We start from the raw sequence: 18090 nt of genomic DNA, 5'->3' as shown, positions 1-18090 counted from the left end.
ATTCTGCCTGGCGTTGCGGCGATTTGTATCTCCTTGGGGTGCCCGTCAGATTCAATCATTTCAAATAATTACACAGTGCTTAAGTGCTAGCATTTGAACAACAACCCCGGCATTCCATTTCATGACAGATAACCTGTTGCGCACTCCATTTCGTTGTTTGCGTGGCACTGAACTTATGAGTTACAGGTAAATAATGATGACCGCTACCCATGATCAGGCAATGAACTATGTTTACCAGCAAATGTTGCAGCGTTTGCTGGGTTTTTTCTCTCGCGCCGAGCGCACGGCATTGCAATTGCTGATTCAGCGCCTGGTGGTGTCCGCAGGAGGTTTTGAGCGTATTGGCGATTACAAAGTGCTGGCAATCCAGTCCGGGTCTCGCGACAGCTGCTACACCCTGGCGCTACTGCGCGCCGCGCAGCTGAGTATCGCCGGCAGGGCTCCGGCGACGTTTCAATTGCGAGTGGCGACTTTGCGCTTGAACGGTACTGCTTCGACTGCCCTGGAAAATATTCATCGCAGCTGCTCTGCGTTGTTTCTCTACGACGATCCCCGGGTCGAAGTGTTGATGGTCGATAATCGTGAAGTCCTGCCGTTCAACCATCTGGCGCCGATTTCCGAAGCCGGTCGCGAGTCGAATCGGCTCAATCTGCTGATGGTCGGGCACCGCCGTGCCTGGGACGGGCCGCTTGATCTGTGGGATGACGGGTACCTGGCGACCGGTGAGTTTTACGGACAGATCGCCCGCTGGGACAAGGGGGTGGATGCATTGATCAGTAGCGATACGCCCCGTCGGCAGAAACAGTTTCTCGAGGGATTGAATCGTGCGGCGGCCAAAGCCGGGCTCAAGACACCGGACCCTCATGAAACGGGCTACGAGTGTCTGTTCGCGCGACTCGATGAACTGGGCAGCGATTGCTACCGCGAGTTTTATCCTGAATCGGCCCAGGCTGCGTGGCGTCCCTCCGATCGTTTTGAAACCTGTCGCCGCACGACCTTCATTGATATTCACGACATGCTGGTCAGTAATCTGGAAGATCGCTGGCCACTGCTCACCGATTTCCTCGGGTTCCAACCTGACGAGTTGTCGGCTCAGCTCAGTGATAACGACTACGTAAGTCTGTCGATATCCGCGCATCCTCGTGGCTTGCAAGCGTGCTTTGTACACGGTCGCACCTACGAGAGGGGCGTCGGCGAATACCTGCAGCGGGCGCTGGTGATGATGCGTCGTAAACAGGTTCCAGAGCGCTTTTGCGAACAGGCAATGGAGACCTTCGGCAACCCGATGACAATGACCGACCAGCGCGCATTGGCGGCGGCCGAAGCACAAAAGAACCTCGGTTTGAGCGAGGCTCAATTGGTGTGTCTGCTGTTCGCCCCTTTTGCCGATAACGGTGCGGCGCTTGAGCATTTTCTTCGTCAATGCCATCCCGGCATGCTCGTGGCGTTACCGGACTTGCACCGGGCGATGCAGGGCGGTCCGGCACCCGAGCAGGTTCTGCAGTGGATGGTCGATGTCAGCGGGTTGCCCGTGAGCCTGATCGGTACGCTTTACCGCATGGGGCCGCTGGTTCGGGATGAGGGCGGGGCGCTCGTCATGGAAAGCGGCGACGTGGGAGTGCAAGCTGAAACCACGGAACCCGATAGTGGAGCGACCGTGGCTGGCGAATGGTCGACGGGCCGGTGAAAGTGCCAGGTTTGACGGATTCAGCAAGGATGCGTCACGACGTTCGCAGCCTGTTCGGCCATTACCCATGAAAGGACCACGAGATACCGATTTTGCGTATCAGGCGGTGTACCGTTACCTGACTAACCTGATCAATGAGCCGGGCAGTGACGTGCAAGTGCGCCTGCCTTCATTGCGACAGCTGGCGCACCGCCTGAGCGTGTCGATCTCGACCATTCAGTACGCCTACTCGCTGTTGGAGAAGGAAGGGCGCGTCTACTCGGTGGCCAAGTCCGGCTACTACGCACTCCCCGTGTCCTCAATCGGCATACCCGGTAGCGGCAAGGACCTGCTCGAAACGGTTTATGTCAACGCCAGACGTCCCGGCATGCTGGTGCTGAGCGCCGATGAGCCGGCGTCATTACAACCCCTGGATAGCCCGTTGCTGCTGTTGGAGAGAGAACTGCTGCGCCAGTATCCGCGCCAGCCACAACCGTCCTCGCAACCCTGCGGCGAGCTGGAGCTGCGTACAGCTCTCGCGGCGCGCTACACCACTTCGCCGACACGTTGCTGGCATGCCGATGATGTCTATATCGGCGCCGACCTGCGAGGAGTCCTGGAAATATTGATCGCCATCCTTGACCTCAAAGACGCTGTGGTGGTGGTCGAATCGCCTTGCGACTGGGTCATTCTGCGCCTGCTCCAGGACGCGGACGTGCAGGTGATCGAGCTGCCGCTGCAAGCCAATGGCGGCCTGGATCTTGAGCAGTTGAAGGAGCTGCTTGAGACCAAGCGGGTGCGGCTGGTGATGCTTTCATCGGGGCTGAACATGCCCCGGGGCAGTGTGGCGCCTGACGGCCACAGGCAAACCACCGCACAACTTCTGGAACGACATGGCAGTTGGGTGCTGGAAAATGACTGTTACGGCGAGCTCGAATTCGAGCCTGGCGGCCTGCGGTTTCGCGATCTGCTGGACCCGGATCGGCTGATCGTGTTTTCCACATTCGAGAAGATCATCGGGTCGGAGGCGCCCTTCGGCTATCTGTTGTCACGACAACTGCGTGCCGAATTGCAACGGCACTTTTTGCTACGCGCTTTCCGTTTGTCGCTGATTCGTCAGAAGGCCATTGCGCGGCTGTACAGCAACGGACGCATTGATCAACACCTGCTGGTGTTGCGTCGATTACTCAAGGAACGCATGGTGCAGATGACTCAGTTGCTTGAAGAACGTCTGCCTGATGCGCTGCACTTCGTTGAACCCCAAGGCGGGGCGACGATCTGGATCCGCTCGTTGCGCCAGGTTGATGTGCGTCGAGTGTTCGAGCGTTTACTCAAGCAGCATGTAGTCATTGCGCCGGGAGAATTGTTCAGCTTGCAGGGCCTGCACCGGCAGCACTTGCGCCTGAGCCACACCTTCGGTGGGCACCACGACCTCGCCGACGCACTGGGACTTTTGGGGGATGCCTTGCGTCTGGAATCGCTCGACTGAGTCGAAGTGCAAATCCTCCCCTGAACCTGACAATCGATAACATCGCGCCAGGGGCAAACTGTCAGTAAACTGCGTTCTATTCCCGAACCACTCTCTCTCAGAGGTTTTGCATGACACTCAGTCCTTTTGCGGGCAAACCGGCACCGGCAGAACTGTTGGTCGACATCCCGCGACTGGTAACGGCCTATTACACCGGCCAGCCCGATGCAGCCATTTCTACCCAACGCGTCGCCTTCGGCACGTCCGGACACCGAGGTAGCTCGTTCGACCTGAGTTTCAACGAATGGCACGTTCTGGCCATCAGCCAGGCGATCTGCCTGTACCGCGAAGCCCAGGGCATCGACGGTCCGCTGTTCGTCGGGATCGACACCCACGCGCTGTCCACGCCGGCCGGTGCCAGTGCCCTGGAAGTCCTGGCGGCAAACGGTGTGACGGTGATGATCGCCGAAGGCGACGAATACACGCCGACCCCGGCCATTTCCCACGCGATTCTTTGCTACAACCGTGGGCGCACCTCGGGCCTGGCGGACGGTATCGTCATCACCCCGTCCCACAACCCGCCACAAAGCGGCGGCTACAAGTACAACCCTACCAACGGCGGCCCGGCCGATACCCACATCACCAAGTGGATCGAAGCCAAGGCCAACGAGTTGCTGGCGGCCAAACTCGCCGGTGTCAAACGCATCAGCTACGAGCAGGCGCTGAAGGCTAGCACCACCCATCGTCACGATTACCTCAACACCTATGTCGCCGACCTGATCAATGTGATCGACTTCGACGTCATCCGCGATGCGAAGCTGCGTCTGGGTGTCGATCCGCTGGGCGGAGCAGGGGTGCGCTACTGGTCGGCGATTGCCGAGCACTACCGCCTGGACCTGGAGGTGGTGAATAAAGAGGTTGATGCGACATTCCGTTTCATGACCGTCGACTGGGACGGGCAGATCCGCATGGACCCATCGTCCAGCCACGCCATGCAAGGCCTGATCGGCCTGAAAGAGCGTTTCGACGTGGCCTTTGCCTGTGACCCGGATCACGACCGCCATGGCATCGTGACCCCGTCCGGCGGTTTGCTGGCACCCAACAACTACCTCGCGGTGTCGATCGATTACCTGTTCCAGAACCGTCCGCTATGGCGCGCCGATGCGGCCGTGGGTAAAACCGTGGTCAGCAGTGGCTTGATCGATCGTGTTGCCAAGCGTCTGGGCCGTCGTCTGTACGAAGTGCCGGTCGGCTTCAAATGGTTTGCCGACGGCCTGTTCGACGGCTCCCTCGGTTTTGGCGGTGAAGAAAGTGCTGGCGCGTCGTTCCTGCGCAAGGACGGCAGTGTCTGGTGTACCGACAAAGACGGCTTGATTCCGGCATTGCTGGCCGCGGAAATGACCGCTCGCACGGGCCGTGACCCTAGCCAGGCCTATCGCGCATTGACCGATGAGCTGGGCGAACCTTTCTCGGTACGGGTCGATGCCAAGGCAAACCCTGAGCAGAAAGCGCTGCTGAGCAAATTGTCGCCGGATCAGGTCACCTCGACTCAACTGGCGGGTGAAGCGATCCAGAGCATCCTCAGTCATGCGCCGGGCAACGACCAGGCCATTGGCGGTCTGAAAGTCATGACCGAGAACGGTTGGTTCGCGGCGCGTCCGTCGGGCACTGAGGATATCTACAAGATCTATGCGGAAAGCTTTGTCAGCGACGACCACCTCAAACAGTTGGTAGCGGAAGCTCAGACACTTGTGGATGGCGCGATTTCTGCGAAGTGATTGAGGGCCCTGTGGCGAGGGAGCTTGCTCCCGCTGGGGCGCGAAGCGGCCCCAAATCGGTTGGCGAGGTGTAACAGGTACACCTCGCTGGTTGGATACAACTGCTTCGCAGCCGGACGGGAGCAAGCTCCCTCGCCACAAATGGAAAATGAAAAAAGGGGCGACCATTAACGGTCGCCCCTTTTTTGTCCCGCCTTTACCCCATCAAGCCACATCCACCAACACAATCTCACTGTCCTCAATCGCGGTCACGCGCAACACCTGCTCATCGGCAATCGCAACACCGTCTCGAGCTTGTGCACGTAAGCCATTGACTTCAATGACCCCAGTGGCTGGGACCAGATAGGCGCGACGGCCGCTATCCAGGTGATACTCCGCGGACTCACCGGCCTTCAGATTCGCCGCCACCAGACGCGCATCAGCGCGAATGTGCAGGCTTTGATCGTCGCCGGCCTTGCCGCTGGCCAGGGTCACGAAACCTTCGCGCTCGCCTTTAGGGAACGGTTTGGCACCCCACGACGGCGCCGAACCGACTTCGTTGGGGATGATCCAGATCTGAAAAATCCGGGTCTCGGTCGCTTCCAGGTTGTACTCACTGTGAGCGATCCCGGTGCCGGCGCTCATGACCTGCACGTCGCCCGCTTCGGTGCGGCCCTTGTTGCCAAGGTTGTCTTGGTGGGTAATCGCGCCTTCACGAACGTAGGTGATGATTTCCATGTCGCGGTGCGGGTGTTGCGGGAACCCGGTACCGGCGGCAATCACATCGTCGTTCCACACCCGCAGGTTGCCCCAGTTCATGCGTTTGGGGTCGTGGTATTCGGCGAACGAAAAGTGGTGATGGGCATCCAACCAGCCATGATGCGCGCCACCCAGCGAGTTGAAAGGTCTGAGTTCAAGCATGATCGTCTCCTGAAAAGGTTCGTCATGGGGCAGAACGCCTGAGCCACAAACGAGAACCGGTGGTTGATGGCAAGCATCATCTATCAGGCAATCATCGATAAAAAGCGTAAAAAATGCCTCAATACAATCGAATTAGCTGATATCAAATAACCTCGAAACATTCTCACCCAGCCTTCACTTCATCGTATAAGCCAATGACCTATAAGCATTTCACTAGAACTCAACGGCAAATGCAGACACCATAGCCCTCAACAGCCTCACACCCTGGAGTCCGTCAGCGTGCCGCAACACACCCCCGATCTTCCCCCCGAACTTCGTCCCTTGGCCGAGATGCCTTTGTTCAAGCGCCTGGCCGCCCGGTTCTTTGGCCACGGTCTTACCCGTCTGCGCGCGCAACACCGTGCGTCCTGGCTGCATGGCCAAGCCGACGGTTTTCGCAGCGGTCACAGCGCCGGCGTGGAGTACGGCTATAAGGAAGGCAAACTCGAGGGGCTGGAGGAAGGTCGGCAGGTTCTGTTGATTCGTGACTCGCGCTCAACCGAACATCGACCGCCCAATGTCGATGACAATCTGTTCGACGATTGGCGCCTGCCATTGAGTGCTGAGCTGAAGAAGCGCATGAAGGCCGACGTGGCGCGACTGCTGCCCGCGCATGCCCAACCGAGCGCCGCCCAATGGAAGATGATTTTCAGCGACACACCGTCGACCTCGGTGATCGCCGGGGCGGGCGCGGGCAAGTCGACCACCCTGGTGCTGCGAATTCTGCTGCTCAGCCACTACCTGGGGTTTGAGTTGAGCTCGATGACCGTGGTGACCTTCACTCGCGAATCGCGCAAGGACTTCATCAATAAGCTGATCGAGCTGTTTGCAGTGTGGGGCCGGGGAATCAACCTTAAAGAAGCGCGGGATCTGGTGCGCACTTTCCATTCGCGCATCCTGCCGATGGTCCGCAGCCTGCCGGGTTTCGAGCGGCTGCAAGCCTTCGAAAACCTCAGTCACCGCGCGCAAGGCGGCGACGAGGAGGTCGACAGCAACCCCTTCGACCTGCGCATCAACGACGCCCAGCGCCAGCAACTCAATGCCTGCTATCACAGCCTGCACACTCGCGATGAGCGTTTTCGCGAACTGATCAAGCCGTTGTCGCGTCACGCCTTGCAGCTCAAGGAGCTGGAGCGTGATCACCCGGACGTGCAGAAGCGCATGGCGGTGACCGAATTGGCCGCCAAGCGCGATGAAGAACTGTGCGACACAATCGAAGACCTATGGTTTCGCGCCGGTGCCTGGCCGATCAAGGGCATCGAACCGAATCGTCAGACCTTCGATATCAACGGTTCGACCTTTCATTGCCACGGCTACATTCCGACGCTCGACGCCTGGGTAGTGCTGGGTTTCGATCCCCGGGAAAATCCCCAGGTCAGCCGTCCGAATGCCAAACTCTCAGTGCGCGCAGAATGGGCGGTAAAGCGCACGTTGTTTCAAGCTTTCTGTCGTAAGCCTTTGATATGGTTAGACAGTTATGAGTCTTCACGGCGTGTTTTGGCATCGCTTGCCGGGGACGCCAGCGCCGGGCCGGGCTTCGATTACAAGGTCAAGGGCGAGCTCGGTTCCGCGCCGTTGCTGGACTGTTTTGTCGCGGCGGCCGGGTTTATTGAAAACCTCGGCCTGGATGTGCCGAATGCCGTGGGCCAGATGAGCTTCGCCAAGGATGACCCGGACCGGTTTTTCTTTGAGGCCTTGAGCCTGTTCTGGCGAGCGCTGGAAGATCATCTGCTGGATCAATCGCCACCGGTAATGACTTACAACCGGATGTTCGCCTTGTTCAGTGAGCATTCGCCGGAGAATCTCAAGCTGCTGAGCGATGAGCTGCTCAGGCCAATGTCGCACTTGATGATTGACGAGTTTCAGGACGTGTCGCCGCAGATCGTTTCCTGGATTCGCGCCAGCCTGGCCGAGATCCGCAGTCGCGGACCGACCATGCATGTGGGGCGCGGGGCGCAACGTTCGTCATTGCTTTGTGTCGGCGATGACTGGCAATCCATCTATGGCTGGCGCGGCAGCTCGCCGACGTACTTCATGGAGTTCAACAAGGAGTTCCCGTCGCCGAGCACGACCAAAGTGATGCTCAGTGACAATTACCGCAGCCATCAGCACATCATCGACGCGGCGGAGCATATTGTCCGCGCGGCGCCGGCGATCGCTGGCAAGAAGGCCAAGGCCAGTGGCGAGCCCAAGGCGCTGCTGCCGGTGAATGTGCTCGATCGGGATGACCAGGGTATGGCCCAGCGCTTGATCGAGCACTACAGAAAGGGCGATTCAATCTTGATGCTTTATCGAAAAAGCAGTGATAAGTCATTGATAGAAGAGCATATTCAATCTGTAGTTAATCTGGATTCAAGCTTGCCGTATGAGGCTCGACGGCTCAAACAACTGACTTACCACAGCGCCAAGGGCCTGCAGGCTGATGCGGTATTTCTGCTGGGCGATTGCCAGCACTTGACCAGTTCTCCTTACAAGAACCAGGTCTATCGCATGGCCGGGCTTGGCAAGGCTGGCGACAGCGAAGCTTACGACAGCGCACAGAAAGACGAGATTCTGCGACTGGCTTATGTGGGCATCACCCGGGCAGTCAGCCATTGCTACTGGTATGTCGATGGCCAGGATACCCAAGCGGCGAACATGCCCAAGGCCTCCGACCGGATCGGCAAAGGCAAGGCGTTCTTCGTGGATCATCGCCAAGGAAAAGTCTCTGCCTGACGCCTGAAGCCGTTCACTGAGAGTCTTGAGTCAGAAAAACCTGTGGCGAGCGAGCTTGCTCGCGTTGGGTCGCGTAGCGGCCCCAAAAAATCTGACAAACATTGCTGATTGTTTGTGAGCGCTGCGCACTCAAGCGTGAGCAAGCTCGCTCGCCACAGAGACAGTACCGAATGGCTGCGAAAAGTTGCGGGAGGCGCGATCCCGGCCTATGGTCCAAGGCGAGGCTTTGCTTGCGACTGGCGCGCAATGATTCGCCGCAGGTCGCTGTCCATCCAGTGCGGATACATGCAGCGAGGTGACGACATGCCGAACGACTCCCGTCCCGCCGTGCTCGAACTGATCGGCAATACGCCGCTGGTGCGCGTCAGCCGCTTCGATACCGGCCCATGTACGCTGTTTCTCAAGCTCGAATCGCAGAACCCCGGTGGCTCGATCAAGGACCGCATCGGCCTGGCAATGATCGACGCCGCCGAGCGCGATGGGCGCCTGCGCCCCGGTGGCACCATCGTCGAGGCCACCGCCGGCAACACCGGTCTGGGCCTGGCCCTGGTCGGTCGGGCCAAGGGTTATCGGGTGGTGTTGGTGGTGCCGGACAAGATGTCCACCGAGAAGGTCCTGCACCTCAAGGCAATGGGTGCCGAGGTGCATATCACTCGCTCCGATGTCGGCAAGGGTCATCCCGAGTATTACCAGGACGTCGCTGCGCGGCTGGCGCAGGAAATTCCCGACGCCTTCTTCGCCGATCAATTCAACAACCCGGCCAACCCGCTGGCCCACGAGTGCAGTACCGCTCCGGAGATCTGGGCGCAGACTCAGCATGATGTGGATGCCATCGTAGTCGGCGTCGGTTCGGCCGGCACGTTGACCGGGCTGACCCGTTTCTTTCAGCGCGTACAACCGAACCTGGAAATGGTGCTGGCCGATCCGGTCGGTTCGGTGATGGCCGAATACAGCCGCAGCGGCACCCTCGGTACGCCCGGTTCCTGGGCGGTGGAGGGCATTGGCGAAGACTTCATTCCGTCGATTGCCGACCTGTCCAGCGTGCGTAAGGCCTATTCGATCAGCGACGAGGAAAGCTTCGATCATGCCCGCCAACTGCTGCGCGCCGAAGGCATTCTCGGCGGCTCTTCGACCGGCACATTGCTGGCGGCGGCATTGCGTTACTGCCGCGAACAAACCGAGCCGAAGCGGGTGGTCAGTTTCGTCTGCGACACCGGCACCCGTTACCTGTCGAAGGTCTACAACGACCAGTGGATGAACGATCAGGGGCTGCTTGCGCGCAAGCGTTACGGTGATTTGCGAGACCTGATCGCGCGGCGCTTCGAGGATGGCCGGGTGGTCAGCGTGGGGCCGGACGACACGCTGCTCACCGCGTTCCAACGCATGCGCCTGGCGGATGTGTCGCAACTGCCGGTGCTGGTGGACGGGCAACGACTGGTCGGCGTGATCGACGAGTCCGATATCTTGCTTGGTGTGCATGAAGACGCTTCACACTTCCGTATGCCGGTGAGCAGTGCGATGACCGACAAGCTGGAAGTCCTGCCACCCGGCGCCAGTCTGGGCGAGCTGGAGGCGAAGCTCGACCGTGGGTTGGTGGCGATGATCGCCGACACCTCGGGTTTCCATGGGCTGATTACTCGTGTCGACATGCTCAATTACCTGCGGAGATCCCTTACATGAGTCAGCACGATGAAACCGCCAAGCCACGTGCCTTCGCCACCCGTGTGATCCATGCCGGACAGACGCCGGACCCGACCACCGGGGCGCTGATGCCGCCGATTTATGCAAACTCCACCTATCTGCAACAGAGCCCGGGTGTGCATAAGGGCTTCGATTACGGGCGCTCGCATAACCCGACGCGCTTTGCGCTGGAGCGTTGTGTGGCGGACCTCGAGGGCGGTACTCGGGCCTTCGCCTTCGCTTCCGGGCTGGCGGCGATCGCCAACGTGCTCGAATTGCTCGATGCTGGCGCCCACATCGTCTCCGGCAATGACTTGTATGGCGGTACATTCCGACTGTTCGACAAAGTGCGCCAGCGCAGTGCCGGGCATCGCTTCAGTTTTGTTGATCTGACCGAGCTGACGGCCTTCGAAGCGGCGCTTCAGGACGACACGCGGATGGTTTGGGTCGAGACGCCGAGCAATCCTTTGCTGAGCCTCACTGACCTCGCCGCCGTCGCGCGTATCTGCCGCGAGCGAGGCATCATTTGTGTGGCCGACAATACCTTCGCCAGCCCTTGGATTCAGCGTCCGCTGGAGTTGGGCTTCGATATCGTGCTGCACTCGACGACCAAGTACCTGAACGGTCACTCCGATGTGATCGGCGGCATTGCGGTGGTCGGGCAGAATGCTGAACTGGCCGAGCGCCTGGGTTTCCTGCAGAACGCGGTGGGGGCGATCGCCGGGCCATTCGACGCTTTTCTCACGTTGCGCGGGGTGAAGACATTGGCGCTGCGCATGGAGCGCCATTGCAGCAACGCGCTGGAGCTGGCGCAATGGCTGGAGCGTCAGCCGCAGGTGGCGCGCGTCTATTATCCAGGCCTGCCATCGCATCCACAGTACGAACTGGCGCGGCGACAGATGCGTGGATTCGGCGGGATGATTTCCCTCGACCTGAACTGCGACCTGGCCGGCGCCAGGCGTTTCCTCGAGAGTGTGCGGATCTTCGCCCTGGCCGAGAGCCTGGGCGGAGTGGAAAGCCTGATCGAGCACCCGGCGATCATGACCCATGCCAGCATCCCGGCAGAAACCCGTGCGCAACTCGGTATTGGCGATGCGCTGGTGCGTTTGTCAGTGGGTGTCGAGGATGTCGAAGACCTGCGCGCCGATCTGGCACAGGCCCTGATGCAGATTAGTTAAACGCAATCAATGTGGGAGCGGGCTTGTGTGGCGAGGGGGCTTGCCCCCGTTGGGCCGCGCAGCTGCCCCCCCAAAAAACACCCACCGCGATCCTCCAGCTAAAAACGCATCAACCGGTTTTGCGACTGCTTCGCAGCCGAACGGGGGCAAGCCCCCTCGCCAAAGGCAAGCCCTATAGCCACAGGCCGCTCTCACAGGGCCGACCATCAGGCATAGCTTCTGAGGGCCTCCGGTGGAATGAACGCCTCCAGCTCAGCTTCCACAGCTTCGATGATTCGTTCTACATCCGCCGCATTCATGACCGTTGCGCAAGGAATGCCGGCAATGGCGATCATGGTTTCGCCACTGGCGCGGTCGAACAGCCGGGCAACCATACTGCCCGGTGCATCCATGGTCGCCTCGAAACCCATGGGATGAAAATGCCAGCGCATCAGCTGGCAGGCATTGGGAAAAGTGACTTTGCTGAAAGACCTTTCATTCATGTGTTGCCCACCTTCATCATCGAGCGCTTCCTTTAGCTCATGTTAGGAGGGAAGAACCTTCAATGGCTCAACCGGTGACTGTCTTTAAAAGTAGCATCCAGATGTGAAAATCATGTGGATTTTTTCAGTCCGTTTAGCGATTGGTTCATTTTTTTTTGACGCAGATCACGAGATACCGATTTTGTGGCGAAAGGCCAATATTGCCGGGGCATTCCACGGGGCCACAGACCAGCGGCATCGCCTTGTCCGGCGGTTATGGCGGGGAGGGCGTCGGTGCCAGCAACCTCGGCGGGCGAACCCTGGCCGACCTGATTCTTCAGCGCGATACCGAGTTGGTCCGCCAGCCGTGGGTCATTCCTCAGGGCGGTCTCGACATGCTCAAGGCCTGGGAGCCGGAGCCCTGCCGCTGGCTGGGCTACAACGCAATCATCCGGCCTGCCAGCTCTCCAATAATAAAGAAACAGCACCAGCGACCTCGCCAACGGTGACATCTGCGTGGCTGTCTACAACTAACTGATCGTTTAATTTATTTGATGGCAATGCGCTGGCACTTATATTAATAAGTCCAGAAAAATGCGAACTCATCTACAGAAAAACAACTTACCCCTATTTAATATTTAGATAGAAGATTGTCAGACAATCCGGCTAAAACCTTCAACTAAAAACTATATTTCGACAGCGCACGTACTGTTTGCTGGAGTTCGCCGGAACAGATCAATTTGACGTCAAAAAAAATGTAGACGTTTGATTTCGAATTGTGTCAGTTTTTATACGCCTTCATTGGGCGAGTGATAGGACGATCTCGCCAGAGATTGTCGTATCGGACAAAAACTGTTCCATTGCTAAACAAGGAAGTGTGTTTATGTCGAAAGTAAAAGACAACGCTATTGATCTTGCCGAACAGGCCTTTGCGCCATTGCAAGCGCTGGCTGCACCCAGTTCCGCCTACAACCAGATCGATAGTTTCAGCCATCAGTATGATCGGGGTGGCAATCTCACGGTCAATGGCAAACCCTCCTTCTCCGTCGACGAGGCTGCTACCCAGCTGCTGCGTGACGGCGCTGCCTACCAGGACAAGGACGGCAGCGGCAAAATCGAACTCACCTACACGTTCCTGACCTCGGCTTCGTCGAGCACCATGAACAAGCACGGCATCACCGGGTTCAGTCAGTTCAGCGCGCAACAGAAAGCACAGGCTGCACTCGCCATGCAATCCTGGGCCGATGTGGCCAATGTCACTTTTACCGAGAAGTCCTCAGGTGGTGACGGTCACATGACCTTCGGTAACTACAGCGGCGGTCAGGACGGCGCGGCGGCATTCGCCTACCTGCCTGGCACGGGTGCAGGTTATGACGGTACTTCCTGGTACCTGACCAACAGCAGCTACACGCCGAACAAGACGCCGGACCTGAACAACTACGGCCGTCAGACCCTGACCCACGAAATCGGTCACACCCTGGGCCTCGCTCACCCTGGTGATTACAACGCTGGTGAAGGCGCACCCACTTACAATGACGCGACTTACGGGGAAGACACCCGCGGCTACAGCGTCATGAGCTACTGGAGCGAAAGCAATACCGACCAGAATTTCAGCAAGAGTGGTGTGGAAGCCTATGCGTCCGGCCCGCTGATGGACGATATCGCCGCCATCCAGAAACTCTACGGTGCCAACACCACCACCCGTACCGGTGATACCACCTACGGCTTCAACTCCAACGCCGGTCGCGACTTCCTGAGCGCGTCTTCGTCGTCGGACAAAGTCGTGTTCTCGGTCTGGGATGCGGGCGGCAAGGACACCCTGGACTTCTCCGGGTTCACCCAAAACCAGAAGATCAGCCTCAATGAAGCCTCATTCTCCGACGTTGGCGGCATGGTGGGTAACGTGTCCATCGCCAAGGGCGTCACCGTCGAAAACGCGATTGGCGGTTCGGGTAGCGACCTGCTGATCGGTAACGGCGTGGCCAACGAATTGAAGGGCGGTGCCGGCAACGACATCCTCTTCGGCGCGGGCGGTGCGGACAAACTCTGGGGCGGTTCGGGTTCGGACACCTTTGTGTTTGCGGCCAGCAGCGACTCCAAGCCAGGTGCCGTCGACCAGATCCTCGATTTTGTCAGTGGCCTGGACAAGATCGACCTGACCGGCATCACCAACGGCGCAGGCCTGCACTTCGTGAATTCGTTCACCGGCGCGGCAGGTGATGCGGTATTGACCACTTCAGGCGGCAACAGCCTGTTGTCGGTGGACTTCTCCGGGCACGGCGTGGCTGACTTCCTGGTCAGCACCGTTGGCCAGGCGGCGTTCTCGGACATCGTGGCCTGATTCAGGGCAAAAAGGAGGGCGGCGCTTGAGGCGTCGTTCTCTGTCCCTTGTAGGCAGGTGCCATAAGTAAGGCTACAACATGAGTAAAACGCCCTATGATCCAGAACGCTTTTACCTACAAAGCAACCGCGTGGCTGTTGGCGACGCTGATGATGTTTCTTGGAGATGTAGCCATGGCACGCAGTCTTAAATTAGCCGATCCGTCGGAACTCGCCGGGAAATGGCAGGCCACCTTGAACACCGCGCAAGATTCGCCAGAGTCCCAGGCGCTGCAGGACAAACCGTCGAATGTTTGCTCGATCGAGCTCAAAGTGAACGAGACCCTGGGTGAGGGGGCTGACTGCCTCGGCGCCTGGCTGAACGAATCGGCGATTGGCTGGTTCCCGGAACCGGACGGTATTGCGGTGACCGGAAAAGAAGGCTCAAGAATTGTGTTTTTCAGCCGACAGCATGAGGGGTTTTATAAAAGCACCTTGAAGTCAGGTCTGATCATTACGCTCGAGCGCGCAGCGCTTAAGTGAGAAATGCCGGACCGGCACCAGGCGCTGAATATAAAGCTCGTTATTGCCGTTATAAGCAGCCGTTCAATAACCGGAGCTCTTTGAAGAACACAAAGAGTTGTTATTAATGTGTAAGCAATATCGGCGAAAGAACGTCTCGACCCATGTGCGGACAGTTAATTGGAACCTCGCCAAGTAAGGCGAGGATTAATACCTCAGGAAAAACCAATGAAGATGGCGAAGAGCCCGGCCACTGCACCGTTATTCAAGGCGCTGGGCGACTATAAAAGCATCCTGATCAGCGTCGGGTGTTTTACCGCACTGATTAATGTGCTGATGTTGGTCCCGTCGATTTATATGCTCCAGGTCTATGACCGGGTACTGTCTTCGCAAAATGAAACCACACTGGCGATGTTGTCGTTGATGGTGGTCGGATTCTTTGCCTTCATCGGTCTGCTGGAGATCGTGCGCAGCTTTATCGTCATTCGTATCGGCAGCCAACTGGAGCGCCGTTTTAACCTGCGGGTGTATCAAGCCGCTTTCGAACGCAACCTGTTCAAAGGCGAGGGCAACGCCGGGCAATCCTTGGGCGACCTGACCCATATTCGCCAATTCGTCACCGGCCCGGCGCTGTTTGCCTTCTTCGATGCACCGTGGTTTCCGGTCTATCTGTTTGTGATCTTTCTGTTCAACGTCTGGCTCGGTGTATTGGCCACCGCAGGTGCGGTGCTGCTGATCGGTCTGGCCTGCCTCAACGAGGCGATGACCAAAAAGCCTTTGGGCGAAGCCGCGGGGTTTTCCCAGAAATCCAGCCAACTGGCCACCAGTCACCTGCATAACGCCGAAACCATTCAGGCCATGGGCATGCTCGGTGTCTTGCGCAAGCGCTGGTTTGGGGTTCACTCGCGTTTTCTCGGCTTGCAGAATCAGGCCAGCGACACCGGCGCGGTCATCAGTTCCCTGAGCAAAACCCTGCGCCTGTGCCTGCAATCCCTGGTGCTGGGGTTGGGCGCCTTGCTGGTGATCAAGGGTGACATGACCGCCGGGATGATGATCGCCGGTTCCATCCTGATGGGCCGGGTACTGAGCCCCATCGATCAGTTGATCGCCGTGTGGAAACAGTGGAGCGGCGCCAAACTCGCTTACCGCCGTCTCGATGCCTTGCTGCAAGCCTTTCCACCGAGTGACGAGGCCATGGCGCTGCCGGCGCCGAAAGGCCAGATCACGTTCGAACAAGTCAGCGCCGGCCCGCCAGGGCAACGGGCAGCGACCTTGCACATGGTCAATTTCAACCTGGGCGCCGGGGAAGTGTTGGGCGTGCTCGGGGCTTCCGGCTCCGGTAAATCGACCCTGGCCCGGGTGCTGGTCGGCGTCTGGCCGACGTTGGGCGGCACGGTACGCCTCGACGGCGCGGACATTCATCGCTGGAACCGCGATGACCTTGGCCCCTACATCGGTTACCTGCCCCAGGACATCGAATTGTTCAGCGGCAGCATCGCCGAAAACATCGCCCGATTCCGTGAGGCGGACCCGCAAAAAGTCGTCGAAGCCGCGCAACAGGCCGGCGTTCATGAACTGATCCTGCGCATGCCGCAGGGCTACGACACGGTGCTTGGCGAGGACGGCAGCGGTTTGTCCGGCGGCCAGAAGCAACGTGTGGCCCTGGCTCGTGCGCTGTACGGCAACCCGAGCCTGGTGGTGCTGGATGAACCGAACTCCAACCTCGACACCGTCGGCGAAGCGGCACTGGCCGGCGCCATCGCGCACATGAAGGCCCGAGGCACCAGCGTGATTCTGGTCACCCATCGCTCTTCGGCCCTGGCCCAGGCCGACAAGTTGCTGGTGCTCAACGAAGGTCGCTTGCAGGCCTTCGGCCCAAGCCAGGAAGTGCTCAAGGCGCTTGCCGGTAACCAGTCAGGAGCCCAGGAGCAACAACGTGAAAAACCTGCGCAAGCACCGGGCGGGCTCAGCATGAGCCGGCAGTATCAGCCCACGACAAGGAATTCGGGTGTATGAGCAGCGCACGCATGAACGACGACAGCGAAGCGACCATGGAACACGATTATATCGCTGCACGCCCTGAGCGCGACGCGCGTTTCTTCGCCCGCATGGGCTGGATTCTGGCGATTGTCGGCGCCGGCAGTTTCTTCACCTGGGCGAGCCTTGCGCCGCTCGATCAAGGGATTCCGGTGCAGGGGACCGTGGTGGTCTCGGGCAAGCGCAAAGCCGTGCAATCGATGAGCAGCGGTGTGGTCAGCCAGATTCTGGTGCGCGAAGGCCAAGTGGTGAAGCAGGGTCAGCCGCTGTTCCGCCTCGACCAGACCCAGGTCGCGGCAGACGTTCAATCGCTGCAAGCGCAATACCGCATGGCGTGGGCCAGCCTGGCACGGTGGCAGAGTGAACGGGACAACCTCAAACAGGTGAATTTCCCCGTCGAACTGAGCAACGATCCTGACCCGCGTCTGGCCTTGGTACTCGAAGGCCAACGGCAATTGTTCAGCAGCCGTCGCGAAGCCTTTTCCCGTGAGCAAGCCGCCCTGCGCGCCAACATCGAAGGCGCGAGCGCGCAACTGGCCGGCATGCGCCGCGCGCGCACCGACCTGACGGCCCAGGCCAGTTCACTGCAACAACAATTGAGCAATCTGCAGCCCTTGGCGGATAACGGTTACATCCCGCGCAACCGCTTGATGGATTACCAGCGTCAGTTGTCGCAAGTGCAGCAACAGCTGGCAGAAAACACCGGCGAAAGTGGCCGCGTGGAGCAGGGCATCCTTGAATCCCGCCTGAAACTGCAACAGCACAGCGAGGAATACCAGAAGGAAGTCCGCAGCCAGCTGGCCGACGCGCAGCTCAAAAGCGTGACCCTGGAAGAGCAACTGACTTCCGCCGGCTTCGACCTGCAACACAGCGAAATCATCGCCACTGCCGACGGCATCGCCGTTAACCTTGGGGTTCACACCGAAGGCGCGGTGGTACGTCAGGGCGAGACACTGCTGGAGATCGTCCCGCAAGGCACCCGCCTGGAAGTGGAAGGGCACCTGCCGATCAACCTGATTGACAAGGTCGGCACGCACTTGCCGGTGGACATTCTGTTCACCGCGTTCAACCAGAGCCGCACCCCGCGGGTCCCCGGCGAAGTCAGCCTGATCTCCGCCGACCAAATGGTCGACGAAAAAACCGGTGTGCCGTACTACGTGCTGCGCAGCAGCGTCAGCGATCAGGCCATGGAAAAACTCAACGGTCTGGTGATCAAGCCCGGCATGCCGGCAGAAATGTTCGTGCGCACCGGTGAACGTTCACTCCTCAACTATTTGTTCAAACCGCTGCTCGACCGGGCAGGCTCCGCGTTGACCGAGGAATAAGG

The 18090-nt window shown here is 59.1% G+C and carries 12 protein-coding genes and 1 pseudogene; 11 read left to right on the top strand and 2 right to left on the bottom strand.

The features are described from left to right. Window positions 1-196 precede the first annotated feature (196 nt). The 3 genes from BK662_RS20015 (at window position 197) to pgm (ending at window position 4912) form a co-directional block, all read left to right on the top strand. Window positions 197-1687 (top strand): hypothetical protein, encoded by a 1491-nt coding sequence (locus BK662_RS20015; RefSeq protein WP_185047168.1) that lies wholly within the window; start codon window positions 197-199, stop codon window positions 1685-1687. Between the two features lie 67 nt (window positions 1688-1754). After that, window positions 1755-3155 (top strand): aminotransferase-like domain-containing protein, encoded by a 1401-nt coding sequence (locus tag BK662_RS20010; RefSeq protein ID WP_123359493.1) that lies wholly within the window; start codon window positions 1755-1757, stop codon window positions 3153-3155. Window positions 3156-3265: 110 nt separating this feature from the next. Continuing rightward, on the top strand, window positions 3266-4912 hold the full coding sequence (gene pgm / locus BK662_RS20005; protein ID WP_123359492.1) for a phosphoglucomutase (alpha-D-glucose-1,6-bisphosphate-dependent): 1647 nt from the start codon (window positions 3266-3268) through the stop codon (window positions 4910-4912). A 204-nt stretch (window positions 4913-5116) separates the two neighbouring features. On the opposite strand, the gene BK662_RS20000 is transcribed toward pgm, so the two are convergent. Continuing rightward, window positions 5117-5812: a pirin family protein gene (locus BK662_RS20000; RefSeq protein ID WP_123359491.1), complete on the bottom strand. Its 696-nt coding sequence runs from the start codon at window positions 5810-5812 to the stop codon at window positions 5117-5119. A gap of 279 nt (window positions 5813-6091) precedes the next feature. Here BK662_RS20000 and BK662_RS19995 point away from each other — a divergent pair, with 279 nt between their 5' ends. The 3 genes from BK662_RS19995 (at window position 6092) to BK662_RS19980 (ending at window position 11424) form a co-directional block, all read left to right on the top strand. After that, a complete protein-coding gene (locus tag BK662_RS19995) occupies window positions 6092-8566 on the top strand; it encodes a UvrD-helicase domain-containing protein (RefSeq protein WP_123359490.1) in 2475 nt (824 codons plus the stop codon). A 303-nt stretch (window positions 8567-8869) separates the two neighbouring features. After that, entirely contained in the window at window positions 8870-10246 is a 1377-nt protein-coding gene (locus BK662_RS19985) for a pyridoxal-phosphate dependent enzyme (protein ID WP_123359926.1), read from the top strand. Further along, on the top strand, window positions 10243-11424 hold the full coding sequence (locus tag BK662_RS19980; protein ID WP_123359488.1) for a cystathionine gamma-synthase: 1182 nt from the start codon (window positions 10243-10245) through the stop codon (window positions 11422-11424). The genes BK662_RS19985 and BK662_RS19980 overlap by 4 nt, the downstream gene beginning before the upstream one ends. A 206-nt stretch (window positions 11425-11630) precedes the next feature. On the opposite strand, the gene BK662_RS19970 is transcribed toward BK662_RS19980, so the two are convergent. Then, complete coding sequence (locus tag BK662_RS19970) at window positions 11631-11906, bottom strand: DUF1652 domain-containing protein (protein WP_123359486.1); 276 nt, start codon at window positions 11904-11906, stop codon at window positions 11631-11633. 227 nt (window positions 11907-12133) lie between these two features. Between BK662_RS19970 and BK662_RS19965 the strand changes: the two are divergent. From BK662_RS19965 to BK662_RS19945, 5 genes and pseudogenes are all read left to right on the top strand, one after another. Next, window positions 12134-12394 (top strand): annotated as a pseudogene (locus BK662_RS19965) (hypothetical protein); the annotation flags it as partial. A 374-nt stretch (window positions 12395-12768) separates the two neighbouring features. After that, window positions 12769-14226, top strand: coding sequence for a serralysin family metalloprotease (locus BK662_RS19960; protein WP_123359485.1), 1458 nt, complete (start codon window positions 12769-12771; stop codon window positions 14224-14226). 95 nt (window positions 14227-14321) lie between these two features. Beyond that, window positions 14322-14747 (top strand): AprI/Inh family metalloprotease inhibitor, encoded by a 426-nt coding sequence (locus BK662_RS19955; RefSeq protein ID WP_123359484.1) that lies wholly within the window; start codon window positions 14322-14324, stop codon window positions 14745-14747. Between the two features lie 207 nt (window positions 14748-14954). Further along, on the top strand, window positions 14955-16742 hold the full coding sequence (locus BK662_RS19950) for a type I secretion system permease/ATPase (protein ID WP_123359483.1): 1788 nt from the start codon (window positions 14955-14957) through the stop codon (window positions 16740-16742). Next, on the top strand, window positions 16739-18088 hold the full coding sequence (locus BK662_RS19945) for an HlyD family type I secretion periplasmic adaptor subunit (protein ID WP_123359482.1): 1350 nt from the start codon (window positions 16739-16741) through the stop codon (window positions 18086-18088). The genes BK662_RS19950 and BK662_RS19945 overlap by 4 nt, the downstream gene beginning before the upstream one ends. The last annotated feature ends 2 nt before the right edge of the window (window positions 18089-18090 follow it).

Origin of the sequence: Pseudomonas frederiksbergensis, from assembly GCF_003732275.1 — a bacterium.
Taxonomy (GTDB): domain Bacteria; phylum Pseudomonadota; class Gammaproteobacteria; order Pseudomonadales; family Pseudomonadaceae; genus Aquipseudomonas; species Aquipseudomonas frederiksbergensis_H.
This window is presented reverse-complemented; position numbering and strand designations above follow the sequence as displayed.

Bases quoted from the DNA above. Each gene is read 5' to 3' on its own strand.
- pgm (WP_123359492.1), top strand. From the start codon at position 3,266: ATGACACTCAGTCCTTTTGCGGGCAAACCGGCACCGGCAGAACTGTTG.
- BK662_RS20015 (WP_185047168.1), top strand. From the start codon at position 197: ATGACCGCTACCCATGATCAGGCAATGAACTATGTTTACCAGCAAATG.
- BK662_RS19955 (WP_123359484.1), top strand. From the start codon at position 14,322: ATGATCCAGAACGCTTTTACCTACAAAGCAACCGCGTGGCTGTTGGCG.
- BK662_RS19945 (WP_123359482.1), top strand. From the start codon at position 16,739: ATGAGCAGCGCACGCATGAACGACGACAGCGAAGCGACCATGGAACAC.
- BK662_RS19980 (WP_123359488.1), top strand. From the start codon at position 10,243: ATGAGTCAGCACGATGAAACCGCCAAGCCACGTGCCTTCGCCACCCGT.
- BK662_RS19985 (WP_123359926.1), top strand. From the start codon at position 8,870: ATGCCGAACGACTCCCGTCCCGCCGTGCTCGAACTGATCGGCAATACG.
- BK662_RS19960 (WP_123359485.1), top strand. From the start codon at position 12,769: ATGTCGAAAGTAAAAGACAACGCTATTGATCTTGCCGAACAGGCCTTT.
- BK662_RS19970 (WP_123359486.1), bottom strand. From the start codon at position 11,906: ATGAATGAAAGGTCTTTCAGCAAAGTCACTTTTCCCAATGCCTGCCAG.
- BK662_RS20000 (WP_123359491.1), bottom strand. From the start codon at position 5,812: ATGCTTGAACTCAGACCTTTCAACTCGCTGGGTGGCGCGCATCATGGC.
- BK662_RS20010 (WP_123359493.1), top strand. From the start codon at position 1,755: ATGAAAGGACCACGAGATACCGATTTTGCGTATCAGGCGGTGTACCGT.
- BK662_RS19950 (WP_123359483.1), top strand. From the start codon at position 14,955: ATGAAGATGGCGAAGAGCCCGGCCACTGCACCGTTATTCAAGGCGCTG.